At 52.6% G+C, this 14,736-nt stretch carries 15 protein-coding genes; 9 read left to right on the forward strand and 6 right to left on the reverse strand.

Features of this window, described 5'->3' with window-relative positions:
* Positions 1-127: 127 nt before the first annotated feature.
* The 4 genes from I0P70_RS06880 to I0P70_RS06895 form a co-directional block, all read right to left on the reverse strand.
* Positions 128-430 carry a rhodanese-like domain-containing protein gene (locus I0P70_RS06880; protein WP_007654834.1) on the reverse strand — a complete coding sequence of 101 codons (303 nt, stop codon included), beginning with the start codon at positions 428-430 and terminating at the stop codon, positions 128-130.
* Positions 427-2,238, reverse strand: coding sequence for a T9SS type A sorting domain-containing protein (locus I0P70_RS06885; RefSeq protein WP_196115898.1), 1,812 nt, complete (start codon positions 2,236-2,238; stop codon positions 427-429). The genes I0P70_RS06880 and I0P70_RS06885 overlap by 4 nt, the downstream gene beginning before the upstream one ends.
* A 50-nt stretch (positions 2,239-2,288) precedes the next feature.
* Positions 2,289-3,065, reverse strand: coding sequence for a PASTA domain-containing protein (locus I0P70_RS06890; protein WP_196115900.1), 777 nt, complete (start codon positions 3,063-3,065; stop codon positions 2,289-2,291).
* A 231-nt stretch (positions 3,066-3,296) separates the two neighbouring features.
* Positions 3,297-6,023 carry a D-alanine--D-alanine ligase gene (locus I0P70_RS06895; protein WP_196115902.1) on the reverse strand — a complete coding sequence of 909 codons (2,727 nt, stop codon included), beginning with the start codon at positions 6,021-6,023 and terminating at the stop codon, positions 3,297-3,299.
* Positions 6,024-6,780: 757 nt separating this feature from the next.
* Here I0P70_RS06895 and pgk point away from each other — a divergent pair.
* The 5 genes from pgk (at position 6,781) to I0P70_RS06920 (ending at position 11,270) form a co-directional block, all read left to right on the forward strand.
* A complete protein-coding gene (gene pgk, locus I0P70_RS06900) occupies positions 6,781-7,980 on the forward strand; it encodes a phosphoglycerate kinase (protein ID WP_196115904.1) in 1,200 nt (399 codons plus the stop codon).
* 385 nt (positions 7,981-8,365) lie between these two features.
* Entirely contained in the window at positions 8,366-9,574 is a 1,209-nt protein-coding gene (locus I0P70_RS06905) for a porin (RefSeq protein WP_196115906.1), read from the forward strand.
* 85 nt (positions 9,575-9,659) lie between these two features.
* Entirely contained in the window at positions 9,660-9,875 is a 216-nt protein-coding gene (locus I0P70_RS06910; RefSeq protein WP_196115908.1) for a VF530 family DNA-binding protein, read from the forward strand.
* 21 nt (positions 9,876-9,896) lie between these two features.
* On the forward strand, positions 9,897-10,283 hold the full coding sequence (locus tag I0P70_RS06915; RefSeq protein WP_196115910.1) for an SRPBCC domain-containing protein: 387 nt from the start codon (positions 9,897-9,899) through the stop codon (positions 10,281-10,283).
* Positions 10,284-10,286: 3 nt separating this feature from the next.
* The gene (locus I0P70_RS06920; protein ID WP_196115912.1) at positions 10,287-11,270 is read left to right on the forward strand and encodes an ABC transporter ATP-binding protein; all 984 of its coding nucleotides are present in this window, start codon (positions 10,287-10,289) and stop codon (positions 11,268-11,270) included.
* A gap of 12 nt (positions 11,271-11,282) precedes the next feature.
* Here I0P70_RS06920 and I0P70_RS06925 read toward each other — a convergent pair whose 3' ends face one another.
* Positions 11,283-11,825: a DinB family protein gene (locus I0P70_RS06925; protein WP_196115914.1), complete on the reverse strand. Its 543-nt coding sequence runs from the start codon at positions 11,823-11,825 to the stop codon at positions 11,283-11,285.
* 172 nt (positions 11,826-11,997) lie between these two features.
* Between I0P70_RS06925 and I0P70_RS06930 the strand changes: the two genes are divergently transcribed.
* On the forward strand, positions 11,998-12,285 hold the full coding sequence (locus I0P70_RS06930) for a DUF1330 domain-containing protein (RefSeq protein WP_196115916.1): 288 nt from the start codon (positions 11,998-12,000) through the stop codon (positions 12,283-12,285).
* 135 nt (positions 12,286-12,420) lie between these two features.
* Here I0P70_RS06930 and I0P70_RS06935 read toward each other — a convergent pair whose 3' ends face one another.
* Positions 12,421-13,053, reverse strand: a complete 633-nt coding sequence (locus I0P70_RS06935) for a YdcF family protein (protein ID WP_196115918.1) — start codon at positions 13,051-13,053, stop codon at positions 12,421-12,423.
* A 121-nt stretch (positions 13,054-13,174) separates the two neighbouring features.
* Here I0P70_RS06935 and I0P70_RS06940 point away from each other — a divergent pair, with 121 nt between their 5' ends.
* Genes I0P70_RS06940 through I0P70_RS06950 form a run of 3 tightly spaced genes read left to right on the forward strand, consistent with a single transcriptional unit; the run spans position 13,175 to position 14,675 of the window.
* The gene (locus I0P70_RS06940; protein ID WP_230392045.1) at positions 13,175-13,546 is read left to right on the forward strand and encodes a nuclear transport factor 2 family protein; all 372 of its coding nucleotides are present in this window, start codon (positions 13,175-13,177) and stop codon (positions 13,544-13,546) included.
* A complete protein-coding gene (locus tag I0P70_RS06945; protein ID WP_196115922.1) occupies positions 13,547-14,176 on the forward strand; it encodes an HAD family hydrolase in 630 nt (209 codons plus the stop codon).
* A gap of 10 nt (positions 14,177-14,186) precedes the next feature.
* Positions 14,187-14,675, forward strand: a complete 489-nt coding sequence (locus tag I0P70_RS06950) for a GNAT family N-acetyltransferase (RefSeq protein WP_196115924.1) — start codon at positions 14,187-14,189, stop codon at positions 14,673-14,675.
* Positions 14,676-14,736 lie beyond the last annotated feature (61 nt).

Genomic DNA, 14,736 nt, shown 5'->3' on the forward strand with positions numbered 1-14,736 from the left:
GACGCTCGCGCCATAAACACTACACAATAGAAAAAGGGGCCATAAAGGCCCCTCTATAGCAGACACAAGTGTAAAGATCCCGAATCAAATCCGAAATCTCCGACCCGCGCCATTTCCAAAAATCAAATTACCCCTGATACCCGGTAATCCCGCCAAGCAGGTTCCTCACCTGCTTAAACCCCTGCTGCTGCAGAAACGCTTTGGCAGAAGCAGAACGCATACCGGACTTGCAGTGTACGATCACCTCTAGGTCTTTGTAATCCTCTATATCATCCAGGCGCTGCGGCAATGCTCCGAGCGGGATGTTCTGTGCACCTTCAATTTTGGATTCCTGATGTTCCCAGTCCTCGCGAACATCGATGATAACGGGCGTTTCCCCCTTGGCCAATCGTTCCTTGAGTTCCTCGGCCGTAATGTCTGTTGTGATCATAAGTTTATTAGGATGCGTTTGGTAGTAAATGTATGATGGTCGGTTTCAATTCGGATAGTGTATAAGCCCGGCGAAAGCTTTGGGGGGCGTACCGGTTCTTGCCATACCGTTGCTTTATGACGCAAAATCTCCCTTCCGGTTACATCGTACATCGAAAAAGAACGGTAAGGTCCGGAGAAATGTAAAATGCCGTTGCTGGGGTTGGGGTATACCTGCAGGCCAGCGTCACGTGCTTCCTCCTCCAGACCCAGTGCCTGACCAGCCATTACGGGACGCAGCATCACAGCGCCAGCGTTCACGCTGTCCCGCTGCCAGCCACCTACCACGGTATTGTAAAACAAACGGCCTGTGGCACCGGCATTGCGGTCAAAGCCAATGTTCAGGTATAAGGTAGCAGGCTGACTGAAGCCGACATAAAAGGTGCCCTCCACCGGAACCGGCTGGCTCAGTTCTATTTCATAAAAGGTGTTGAGCCCCTCGTTCTGTTGCACCGGAAAGGATTGCTCGTGGAGGGTGCGGCCCGGTCGTCCGTTGTCGTCAGCCCAGATGCGGAAGACGATAGACACGTTGTTATGCCGTACGCCCACCTGCGGAAAATGCACCCGGAAAGCTCGCACCTGGTCTGCTGTTGCCAGTTCAAAGCGCTGCGCCACCTGGGTGTTGCCATAGGTATAGAGACTGCTGTAACCGGCCTCTGCCGTGCCATCGTCCAGGGCGAAGTAGTCGCTGAAGATGGTACGCTGCAAGGTACTGTCATTGGCGCGCTGCCGGGCGTTCTGCTCTTTGGTATCGAGCCAAAAACCGTGCTGTAGCACAAAGCCTTCCGGATTGAGGTTGAGGTTGCTGATGCGCGGTGTGGCCGTGATCTGACGTTGTCGGGCCTGACCAGGTATAAGGGCTTCTTCGCGCAGGAAGGTGTCGGCTGGCGAAACACCTACTTGCTGTATAAAAGCACGCCAGGCAATCGCTCCCGGCAGGTCACCAAGGTTGTTCAGACTGGCAGAAATCTCATCGCGCAGGTATAGCTCGGGGTTAGCCACAAACTGACGGGCAGGTACGGCACTGTAATCCATGAGAGGTGACACGCTTTCGCTAATGCCGATGTCGCGGGTCGTGTTTTGTCCACGGCGACGGTTGCGGTCCAGCTCTACGTAGTCGAGGTTCCAGATGTCGCGGATGGCATTGCGGGTGCCCTCTGTACGGAAGCGGAACTGAAACTCGTCGTGCATAAAGCGCTGCTCCCTTACAGCCACCCAGGCCTGGGCAAACTCCGTTACCTGGCCAGGGGCAGTCTGTTGCCATACCTGAGTCCAGGTGCCATTGCTTTCTTTGAACTCCAGCCGCAGCACACGCGGGTTGTTCGTGTTCCGCTCCGGCGCACTCCCCTGCCCACCCGACTGCCAGTAAAAGCTCAGATATACCGAGTCGGCTGGCGTGAGCCCTGCTAACCGAATAGGCTGCGAAGTTAATGTATCGGTTGGTCCGCCGATGTTGCTACCGTAGGGGTTACCCTGCGCATTGAGCCCATCAAACGTAGCCACGTTGCGGGTAAGCGGTCGTAGGGCAAAGCGGTTGTTTACGTAAGCCCCGCCATTGATCCAGTAAGCCGGATCGGGCGTGGTGGTGGTACCGGAAAAATCGTCGAAAAAAGGTAGGGACAGGTGATTGCTCTCTGTTCGGAGTTGGTAAGGACTGCCGGCAGGTATACGCTGCGGGTCCTGCTGCAAGGGCATCAGGACTCCCTGAGCCGAGGCAAAAGAGCCACAGCAGAGCAGTACTAGCGTAAACAGAAACTGTCTTGTACCCATACCTTTGTTATATAAAATACGCCCGCCACGGTGAGTAGCGGGCGCATCTGTTAGTCTATACCTTGCACTGGCTCTTCGCCGGCTACCCAAAGGTCCACCAGCTCGCCTGTCCTGATCATGGCTTTCACGTCGGCGATCGGACGCTGACGAATGATAGTGCCATCCGGCTTGCCGCTGCCTGACACATAGATGATGTTGCCCAGCTGTAACTTCTGGCCAACCAGCAACACCGAAGCTTCGTCGAGCGGCATACCTACCACGTCCGGCACCTCAAATTCAGTGTTACCAAGGCCGTCACCCACGTGCAGGTCTACCACTGCACCCTTTGGTACCTGGTCGCCCGGCTGCACCTCCTTGCCATTCACAAACTGCTTTAGCACAGCACCATGCTGCAGGTCAGGCACATTGGTGATCTTGCCACGACGCAGGTTATAGCTTTTGAGGATTAGCTCCGCATTTTTAACCGAACCATCAATCAGCTTAGGCATCTTGATCATCGGCGGGTTTTTCATGTTGATGCTGATATAGATCTTACGGTTTTCCTTTACTTTGGAGCCCGGTGCAGGATCTTGCGTCAGAATCTCGAAGGGCTTGTACTCCGGATGATAACTCGAGTCGTTTACGAAATAGCGCAGGTTCTGTTCTTCCAGAAACACCTCAGCATCCGGCAACTGCATACCTGTGATCTTCGGCACCGAAATCGTCTCGCCATGGTTCGTAGCCGACGGCAGGTACAGGTAGAAGAATCCGAAGACCAACGCGGCCACAATCACTCCCATCAAGGCCAGGTGTACCAGCACCCCCACAAATGAATTCGTCTTTAACATTTAATTTTTTCGATTGCTAATTGCTTGCCCCTGTGGGGGCTTTTTTATTTTTGAATTAATGATTTGATGAATTAGTGAGTTGGATCTATTCCATTTTACTCTCTAAATTACAGCACTCTGCATTACTGACATTTCGAACAAAGTGAGAAATCTGGATAACTTCATGGCTTCCACAATAACTCAGATTTCTCATTGCATTCGAAATGATAGTTAGTGAATGACTGCCTAACTTCAAATGTTCTTCGCCTTATACCCTTCCAGATCCTTGGCGCGCTCATTTCTTTCCACACCAAACGTCAGAATGCGGTCGATGAACTCGTAAGGCTTATAGCCGTTGATGGCGGTCTGGTGGAAGATGCAGGTTGCCGGGGTCATACCTGGCAGGGAGTTCACCTCGATGATGATCGTCTCCACCTCGTCGTTTTCCAGCACGCGCACAAAGGCATCGATACGGGCATACCCTTCTATGTTCAGGATTTGGGCTACACGCTCCAGGTCTTCCTTCACTTTGTCAGATATCTTCTGACGGCGCTCCGGGTCCTGTGCATAACGGGCCGGGGTAATGTTTTGCCCCTCCCCTGCCAAAAACTTCTCTTCAAGCGATAGCACTTCGCCTTCGGCCAAAGCTTCCGATGCTTCGAACACCTCGTACTCCACGGTACCATCCGGGTTGTATCGGGTCAGCAAACCACCGGTGATCTCGAGGAAGTGCTTCGCTCCGTTTTTGCTGATGAGCGTTTCTACCAGGAAACCCTGCTTGTTCGGGAATTCCTCTTTGAAGCCCAGCGACAGTGTTCTGGCACATTCCGTATCCAGCTCTTCCATCTCACGGAAAATCAGCGTCGTGAAAGCATCCAGTTCCGCGCGGTTCTTGATCTTTTTCACAGCCGAGCTGCAGCCATCGTCCGCTGGCTTGGCAATGAACGGATAGCGGAACTCGGTTTCAAGACTCTGGTAGAAGGCCTCTTTGTCTTTCATCCAATCGTCTTTCCAGGCCATGCGGTGATGCGCTACCGGCACGCCGTGTTTGGCGAGGATCTCGTTGGTGTCGTATTTGTTGATCGTGATCTGCGAAGAACTGATACCGGAACCGTTGTAAGGTATAGCCAGCTTCTCGAGTTCCTGCTGCAGGGCACCGTCCTCACCCGGACGGCCGTGCAAGGCGATGAACACCGCATCGACCATATTCTGCAACTGACTATAAGTGAGGCGCTGCGGCTCGTCTAGGCTCTTGCCTGTGTACTTGCGGGTAATGCTTTCGGCTTCGCTGATGATCTCCTGCAGCACCGGATGCGGTTTGCCGCCGTGCTCAAAATGCTGGATTTTTTCTTTGATGTCGTCGGCATTGTCCTTCAGCATGATGTTGATCGGAATGCTGTACAGACGGTGCTCCTCGTTGCTGCCCGTCAGGAAGATTGGAAGTGGCTCGTATTTGGTAGACGAAGAAAGCTTTTCGTAAATGTTACGACCGCTCTCCACGGAAATGTGTCTTTCAGAAGAATAACCACCCATGATCACCCCTACCCGGATCTTGTCGTGGCGGTGGGCGTTCTCTTCTTGGATGGCATTATCAAGTTTCTTTAGCAGCCTCGTGAGTGTCACGGTGTCTTTACCAGACTTGAGGCGCTCGGCCACCGAGGTACGGATGATGTAGGTCAGGAACTGCGAAGGGTTGAGTCCGATCTCAGCCGCCTGATGAAAGAAGAACGACGAAGGCAGCATACCCGACGTCGTGTTCGGGTCATTCAGGAAGATGTTTCCTTCTTCGGTGATAAAACCATCGAGACGGGCGTACACGTTGAAGCCCAGATTGATGAACAGCTTGCTGCAGGCCTTACGGATCTCCTGAATCTGCTCGCTTGGCAAATTGATCGGGGTGATCTTACGCGCCAGACCCGGCAGGTACTTCGAACGGTAGTCAAACACCTCGCTTCCCTTCACGATCTCGGTCGGCGGCAAGGCGATCGGAGCGCCAGTCTCGTCCTGCACTACAATGCAGGAGAACTCGCGTCCGTTGATGAAAGCCTCCACCAGCACCTGCTGCTCATGCTCGACACTGGTCAGCACGATTGTTTCGTTATCGGTTGTGGCGAAGGTATGGTTGATATGGTTCAACAGTTCTTCAGGGTGGTAGAGGATGGTGCCGTCTTCGAGCACGACCGGCATGCCGATGCCCTCGCGGATGTCCACGAGCTGCTTCATGCTGGCCACCTGCTTCTCCTCACCCAGCGCCTGCCATTGCGCTTTGTAAATATTCTTGGTAAAGAAACTACGGTCCATGCCCTGCTCGAACAGGTCGTAATTGTGCTCCTTCACGATGGAAACACCAATAGATGAGCCCTGATGCGGTGCCTTGAGCACCAACGGCAGACCAAGGTCAGCTACCAGCGACTCGAACAGCTGCTCGCGGTTGTTAACATCTTTCCACTCAGCATACTGCACCTTGCGGTAGTCCGGCGTTGGGAAGCCATGCTGCTTGAGCATCTCCTTCTGCGCGGCTTTGTCTATACCTATGGAAGAAGGCAAAATACCTGATCCGGAGTAAGGAATGTGGTACCACTCCAGCAAGCCTTGAATGCTGCCGTCTTCTCCATAAGGTCCGTGCAGGGCCAGAAATGCGAAGTCGAAGTGATTTTTGAACTCGTGCGACAACAGGCGCTTACCGGCTTTCGCGATGATGCGGTCCTGCTCCTCAATGCTCAGCTCGCCTAGCGACTCCAGATAGATCTGCAGTCCGTGCTCACTTTCCGGCAGGGCCTCTACCGGTGGATAGAAATCGCGGATGGTGCCTTTGTAGATGTACTGCCAGTCCAGCAAAATGAAATTGCCGAGGCTGTCGGCAAATACCGGAACGGCTTCAAAAAGGGCTTTATCAAGGTTGTCGTACACGGTGCGGCCACCTGCGAAAGAGATCTCACGCTCACGGGACGGTCCGCCAAATATTATTCCTACTCTCATGGTATGCAAAGGTAACAAATACACTCAGTATTTTAAGGGGCAAAAGATACAGGATGCAATTGGAAATACATAGCGAAATCGGGATTTATGATACCGCTTATTATGATAACGATGTGGTTTGGGAAAAATTCAATGTTTAACCGGTGGTTAAGGGATTTAGCCTTGCTGGCAGCTCGTTTGTTTTATGGCGCGAGCGTCCTCGCTCGTGACGGGTATGGTGGGGCCTCTGGCCCAGCGTAAGGTATAGCTTCAGCTTTTGCAGGTATGGCAACTAGCTTTGTTTTATAGCTTGGCTTGGCCAGCCGGGCCCTACTTTTTTCCTTGATGAAAAAAGTAGGCAAAAAAATCAAGACGCTCCAAACTCGCTGAACGCTCAAACAGTGGAGCGTCATTTTGTGCACATGGCACCGCTGCTTGTTTCATTGTGAGCGTGCAAGTTAGTCTCTCAATGCGTGCCAGTGGTCTGTGTGGTTTGTAGTAGAAGCTACAATGCCTATACCTTTTAAGATAGCAGTAGCAGAAGCTCCCCTCCTTGGATAAGGAGGGGCAGGGGTGGTTGAATCCGGAATCTGAGAAAATCCTGCTAATCCTTTAATCCTGTAAATCCTGATTCAGACACCCCCTCCTGTTTTTAGGAGGGGGTTGGGGGGAGGTAATTCATACCCTTTTCACTATATTTGTACACCCAATTACGCATACCGGAAACAAAAACTCCGTAAAAACGAAAAACGAGTAAGACTAACGAAAAAGACAAATCATGAGAACTGTAGACGCGTATAACTTTGCCGGCAAGAAGGCGCTGGTCCGGGTGGACTTTAACGTTCCGCTGGATGCTGACTACCGCATTACCGATGACACCCGTATCCGTGCGGCCGTGCCGACTATCCAGAAAATATTGAACGATGGCGGTGCTGTCATTCTCATGTCACACCTGGGTCGTCCAAAAGCCGGACCGGAAGAGAAATACTCCTTGCGCCACCTCGTGGACCGTCTTTCACAGGAATTCAACACCACTGTTAAGTTTGCTACTGACTGCATCGGCCCTGAGGCAGCACAACTAGCCCAAGATCTGCAGCCAGGTGAAATTCTGTTGCTCGAAAACCTCCGCTTCCATAAAGCTGAAGAGAAGGGTGATCCGGAATTTGCGCAACAACTGGCCAGCATAGCCGATGTGTATGTGAATGATGCGTTCGGCACGGCGCACCGCGAACACGCCTCTACAGCTGTGATCGCGCGCTACTTCCCGAATGACAAAGTGATGGGCTATGTAATGCATGCCGAATTAGACAATGCCCGTCGCGTGATGGACAATGCCGAGCGTCCTTATACCGCCATCATGGGTGGTGCCAAGATTTCTGACAAAATTCTGATCATTGAGAAGCTGATGGACCGCGTGGACAACCTGCTGATCGGTGGTGGCATGAGCTATACCTTCGTGAAGGCTGACGGTGGACAGATTGGTTCTTCGCTGGTGGAGGAAGATAAAGTAGAACTTGCTGCCCGCCTCATCGCGATGGCCAGAGAAAAAGGCGTGAACCTGATGATCCCTGTTGACTCCATCATCGCTGACGAATTCAGCAACGACGCCAATGTAGATACGTCACTCAGCCACCATATCAAGCCGATGTGGATGGGCCTCGACATTGGACCGAATGCCCGCGAGCAGTATGCCGATGTGATCCGCAACTCCAAGACTATCCTGTGGAATGGCCCGATGGGTGTGTTTGAAATGTCGAACTTCTCTGTCGGAACCGAAGCCGTGGCTGAAGCAGTGGTAGATGCAACCCGCCGTGGTGCTTACTCGCTGATCGGTGGTGGTGACTCTGCTGCTGCTGTCAACCAGCTGGGCTATGCCGACCGCGTGTCTTATGTGTCGACCGGTGGCGGTGCGCTGCTGGAGTACATGGAAGGCAAGACCCTGCCGGGTGTGGCCGCCATTGAGCGTGACGACTATTAATCTAATAAAACTAACGCGCTAGTTAAACCGTCCCCTGACACCCTCGCTCACGTCCCGCGAGTGTGAGGCATTTAGTGGCGTCCCGCCACTTGTGTCAGAGGAACTGACCTTAGCGGCCAGTTGAACTTCCCGAACACTTTCGGGAAGTCCGCCTAATAACTCACACTCGCAGGACGCGAGCGAGGGCAGTAGGTATAGAACAAGCGAGAACCCTAATTAACTCAAGAAATCCCCCGCTGCTTTTCTGTAGCGGGGGATTTTGCTAAACAGCAGACAGCATCTGATCTCACAGTGCTTGCTGTTTCCAATGAATTTATACCTGATCACATTGGTCCTTTTTAAGCTCTGAAGGCCCTATAAATTCGATAAGAGCCAGAGACTAAACATGAAAATTTATACCCTATTGCTGGCGCTTTTGCTGGCATGTCCAGTTGCAGCTGTTGCCCAGAATCAAGAAAGTAATCAGCCACTGTTCAACTTCAAACGCGGTGTTGGTATTGTAACTCCGGACAGCTCCTTCTCGATCAACATGCGGTTTCGTGTGCAAAGCCGGGCCATGTATAACTCCGTTGCAAAGGACGATTTCGGAGTGTCAGAATATGAAATGCGAGTGCGACGTCTTCGTCTTCGCTTCGAGGGTTTTATGTACTCCCCTAAACTGACCTATAACATACAGCTCTCTTTCTCGCGTGGCGACATGGACTGGAGCATGCGCGACCAATCCAACATCAACACCAGCCCGAATGTGGTGCGCGATGCCGTGGTGTACTACCGGCCTAACGATAACTGGCAATTCGCTTTCGGACAGACCAAACTGCCCGGCAACCGACAGCGTGTGATCTCTTCCGGTGATCAGCAATTCATCGACCGCTCCATCGTGAATGTGGCTTTCAACGTTGACCGTGATTTTGGTTTCCAGGCGGTGTATAGCAATCAGTTCGGCGGTTTTCACTACATGCTCAAAGGTGCACTCACAGCTGGTGAGGGTCGTAATGTGTTCTCTACTGACAAAGGTCTTGCCTATACCGGGCGTTTGGAGCTCCTCCCCTTTGGCAAGTTCACCAACGGAGGTGATTACTTTGAAGGAGACCTGGAGCGTGAACCGACCCCAAAACTTTCCCTGGCAGGTGGTATGAGCCATAACGAAGGTGCCCGCCGCACGGGTGGCCAGATCGGTCGTGACCTGTACGAGCAGTCGGACATGCAAACCTATATTTTTGATGGCCTTCTCAAGTACAGAGGTATGGCCCTTTATGCGGAGTACATAGCGCGAGAGGCAGACAACCCGATTACGCTTAATGCTGCAGGCGATCGACGCCACATCCTGACTGGTCGTGGGCAGAACTACCAGCTGAGCTATATCTTCCCGAATAATGTTGAATTGGCTGGCCGTTACTCCCGCATAACACCCAATCAGGAAGTGCGCTCTCTGGAAAACACCGAAGAGGCCTACCTGGCGGGCGTAACCAAATACCTGCGGGCGCACCGCCTTAAGCTGCAGGCCAATGTGGGCTACCACTCCTTCAATCCTTTCCTGCCCGTAAACAACGACTATCACTGGACGGCTGGCGTGCAGGTCGAACTGGGGATATAAGCCACGAACAGGTATAGCAGCCTTCGGCTAATTAAATTGCGTATTCAGGATAATGTATGGAACTTGCAAGCCCTAACACTTGCTTATGGAAGAACAGAAAAACAATCCCCTGCACGGCAAAACACTGGAGCGCATCCTGGTGCAGCTCGTAGACTATTATGGCTGGGAAGAGCTGGGTTATATGATCAACATCAACAGCTTCAACAACAACCCGAGCATCAACTCCAGTCTGAAGTTTTTGCGTAAAACACCCTGGGCAAGGCAGAAAGTAGAGGAGCTCTACATCAGAACCTTCAGCTAGGACCTTACGAAAGCGATCGAAATGAAAGACTACAAAAAATATTTTATCATACCGGCTGCCCCTGAGGAGGTGTATGTGGCCCTAACCAACCCCAGCACCATCCAATTGTGGACAGGTGATCCTGCAGAGATGTCGACCGAGCCTGGCTCAGAGTTTTCGCTTTTTGAGGGTAACATCGTAGGCAAAAACCTGGAGTTTGAGGAGGGCAAAATGATCGTGCAGGAGTGGTACTTTGGCGAACAGACAGACAAGTCGATTGTTACCATTAAGCTGCACCCACACAAACATGGCACCTCCGCCGAGCTGCGCCACCTTAACATTCCTGACGAGGACTATGATGACATCGTGGAAGGCTGGAACGAAGCGTACTTCGGTGCGCTGATAGAGTTTTACGAGGATGTGTTCTAGGCTTTGAGTTTCCTAGAAGTATCCGCAATCCATGTGCATGAAGACGGCCATACCGTGCTGCACGACATCAGCTTTGTGCAGGGCGAGTATGAGAAAATTGCGATAGCTGGTGAAACCGGGTCCGGCAAAAGCACGCTGCTGCAAACCATTGCCGGACTGGTACAGGCCAGTGCCGGTCAGATCACGTTTGAAGGCAAACGGGTGATTGGTCCGCACGATAAGTTGGTACCGGGTCATGAAGGGATCGCCTACTTGTCGCAGCACTACGATTTGCCGCAATTTTTAAGAGTAGAGCAGGTGCTCCGCTACGCCAATATGCTGCAGGGCGATGAAGCTGAAACCTTGTATGAGGTATGCCGCATCAGTCATCTGAAGCAGCGCAAGACCAACCAGCTTTCGGGTGGGGAGCGCCAGCGCATCGCTCTGGCCCGCCTGCTCAGCACATGGCCCAGTTTGCTACTGCTCGATGAGCCTTACTCTAACCTCGACAAAGGCCACAAGGAATTACTCAAAGAGGTCATCCATGACATCACCGAGCGGCTTGCCATTACCTGCATCCTCATTTCCCACGATCCGCACGACACCCTCTCTTGGGCCGACCGCATTCTGGTGATCAAAGGCGGCCGGATCATACAACAGGGCACACCCGAAGAGGTATACCGCCACCCCATTGATACGTACACAGCTGGTTTGTTTGGCAGTTATAACCTTATACCTGCCGAGGTAGCTTTAGTATTTGCGGCCGGGCTAGGAATAGAACCTCAGGGCCGCGACATACTGGTTCGCCCGGAACACTTTCGATTTGTGAGCGAAGGCACGGGCTCTTTAACTGGCACCGTGCAAAAAATCACTTTCTATGGTGGATTTTACGACGTGCAAATACAACTCTCAGGCACCAGCGTCAATGTAAGAACACAGGCTATACCTGCCGCTATAGGCAAGAAGGTATACCTGACAGTTGATCGGGAGCAAATTAGCTTTGTCTGATCAGGAATAGACTCAGTCTACCATATTCCCATTCGACATTTCCCGCTCGCGCAGCACCCGCGCTGTTACCAGCAGCTGCCCTACATGGCGCATGCTGTGTTCGGCGGCGTGAAAAAGCAGGCCCATCACCGTGGACTCTACCTGTGCACGTCCTACCCTTCTGCTTTCGGTCAGGCTGCTTTCGTCGGTGTGCCTTAATTGGTCCATCGCTTTGTCCACCTGCTCATTGAACTTCTGAACCAGTGTTTCAGATTGCTTGTCCTCCCCTACCGGTTTGCCTTCGGCGTACAGATAGGCTAACTGTTGCTCGCTCAATTGTTCGCCGCGGGCATAGGCAAAGAGGCGCTCCAGTATACCGGTAAGGTGCTGTAGGTGGTAACCCACTGAGGCTACTCCGGCAGGTCGCTCCCAGAGCAGTTCATCCGGGAAGTCCTGCATGAAACTTCCGACTTCTTCGCGGGCCTGCAGCAGCGCATGGGCTACTGGTTGTAACAAGGCAGGCACATCAGGCAGCGGACCGCGCAGCCATACTTCGAGGTTTTTGGTCTGTGTCATAAGATCAAGGGCTTGTACATGAGCGATGTACGCAATCAGCAGCGAAAAAGCCTAGCTATTTTGCTTTTTCAAGTTGAAATTGATGCATGCACCTACTCAAACTTCAGCTTGCACCATCCGCGGATTATACCTAATATGCAGCCATCCTATTATAAACCCATACTTAACTGATATGCCAGCTTATATTATTGTAGATGTGGAGGTGAACAATCCTGCCGCTTACGAAGATTATAAAAAACTGACACCAGGCTCTCTGGAGCCATTCGATGGCAAGTTCATTGTACGTGGTGGTGCAGCCCAGAACCTGGAAGGCGACTGGAACCCAAGCCGCATCGTTGTGCTCGAGTTCCCGACCATGGAGCAAGCCAAAGCTTGGTGGTCGTCTGACGAATATGCCCCAGCCAAAGCCCTGCGCCAGAGTGCTTCCAGCACCCGCATGATCGCGGTAGAGGGAGTTTAAAATTTCCTGTCATTTCGACATTTGGGAGAAATCTGAAACATTACTCAGGCTTTGAGTTAATTCAGATCTCTCCTATTGTCGAGATGACAGATCAAACAAATTGTTCCTTATACTGAAATTGGAGTTAGAGACAGATTACGAATCTAACTTCTTTTTATCCCGCCGGTTCAGGTAATCGAGCGCCTCTGTCACGGATATAAGGTCGTTGCGGTCATGGTAGCAGCAAATGCGCTCCATCTCACCGGCGATGAGTCCGGCGCGGGTGTCTTCGAGCTTGCCTTGCGAGTGGGTCACTTCCTCTTGCCAAGGCATGGGCTTACCGGGCAGACTGTAAATGTATAGCGACGGGTGCTCCCGCAGTGCAGCTGTAATGGCTGTCATAAAAGCACGTGGCTGTTGAAAAGGAGCTGCCGTTACCACCATGCTTTTATAGCCCTGCTCCCTGGCATAGCGCACTGCCGAAGTCGCTTCGATCAGGGTATGGAGCATCGCTGTATCTTCGGGCACGGGGGGAACAGGTATAAGCTGCTCCGCTCCTATTCCGAGTTTTGTCATTTCCTCTTTCCATACCTCAAATCCGGGGTAGCCGCTCATGGCTTTAGTGCCGAGGCAGAGCACCTTGCCGGTGCGGCCGCTTTGCAGAAAAGACCGGGCTGTTTCAAAGGCTGCCTGCTGGTTGTCTTCGGTCTGGCCGAACAGAAACAAACCGTCTACCGGCTCGTCAGGTATCGTATCGCAAAGTGCGCGAATGATGAGTTCTTCTATCATAGCTCCGCTTATACGCAATGTAATTGTGCAAGGTATATCCCCACAAAATTGCCTAATTTTGTGCATGATCAAAAAATACCTGCTACCTCTCACCATCCTTTTACTTAGCAGCATCCCTGCCATGAGCCAAAGCAAACCTGAAACGCCTGCCGTTGTGAAACCGGTGGAGTTGCAACTGAAAGGCTACAACAGCCGCGACATTGATCTGTTTGCCAGCGCCTTCAGCGACACCGTGAAGGTATACCGTCAGCCGGGCGTGCTTACCTACCAGGGTCGCGACGAGCTGCACAAGCGCTACGGCGCCATGTTCGCCAGCACCCCGGACCTGCACTGCGAGATCGTGAACCGCATCGTGGCAGGCGACGTGGTGATTGACCAAGAAAAGGTGCAGCGAAAAAAAGGAGAGCCGCGCACCGACGCCATAGCCGTATACCGCGTAAAGGATGGCTTAATCGTAGAGGTGATTTTTATACCGCCTTACAATACCCAATAAATGACGAACCAGATAGACAGTATCATATTTGACCTGGACGGCACCCTGTGGGATGCTGCCCAGACTGTGGCCAAAGCATGGAGTGCCGCCCGCCAGAAAGTTGACTTTGAGATACAGGAGATCACACCTGACAAAATCCGTTCCATCGCCGGCACACAGCATAACCTGATCTTTGATATGCTATTCCCGCACCTGGACCAGGCTCAGCGCCAGGAACTGATGGAAGTGAGTGGCAAAGAAGAAATGGCCCATATCCGTGCGCACGGAGGTGACCTGTACGAGGGACTGGAGGAAACGCTGCAGTACCTGCACAACAAGTACAAGCTCTTTATCGTGAGCAATTGCCAGGACGGCTACATCGAGGCTTTTCTGGAGCGGCACGACCTAGGCAGGTATTTCGGTGATTTTGAATGCTCCGGCCGTACCGGTGACCCGAAGGATGTGAACCTGAAAGCCATCGTGGAACGCAACAACCTACAGGCACCTGTGTATGTGGGCGACACCCCCGGCGATCTGGATGCCAGTAAGAAGGCTGGTGTACCCTTTATCCACGCCGGTTACGGCTACCGCGAAGTGGATGAGTACGAGCACCGCCTGGAGCGTATCAGCGATCTGACCACGCTTTTCTAGCAGCTCCGCTATGATCTTTGAAGCCCAGCCTGAGGATATTGATGAGTTCTACGAGCTCTGGTGCCTGCTGCTCGATATGCATCAGTCCCATCATGCTGTATTCCGCTTTAAGCCGGGCAGTGAGCAGGCTCTGAAGGCAGAGTTGCTCCACCGCCTCAAGGACAAAAGCACCCGGGTATTTGTGTACCAGGATGCGGATACCTGGGCAGGTATGCTGGTGGCCAGCCTACGGCCTGGCTCGGCAGGCTTCAAGCTATCCAACAAAGGATACATTGGCGAGACGGTGGTGCGTGCCGGATATCGGGGCAAAGGCATCGGCAAGGAATTGTTTGAGGCCGCCCGCAAGTGGCTTAGCGACCAGGGAGCCGATCACCTCGAGCTCCAGGTGTCGGTGCAAAACCCAAAGGCCATCCGCTTCTGGGAATCATTGGGCTTTACCCCCTCTACACAGCACATGGTGCTGCCTCTGCAGGAGCCGGAAAATTCGAGAAAAAACTAAGCCGGAACCGAAAACTGAAGCCGGGGTGCTCCGTACTGCTAAGTAGGCGACACCCCATGTC

The organism is Pontibacter sp. FD36 (assembly GCF_015686655.1).
Taxonomy (GTDB): Bacteria; Bacteroidota; Bacteroidia; order Cytophagales; family Hymenobacteraceae; genus Pontibacter.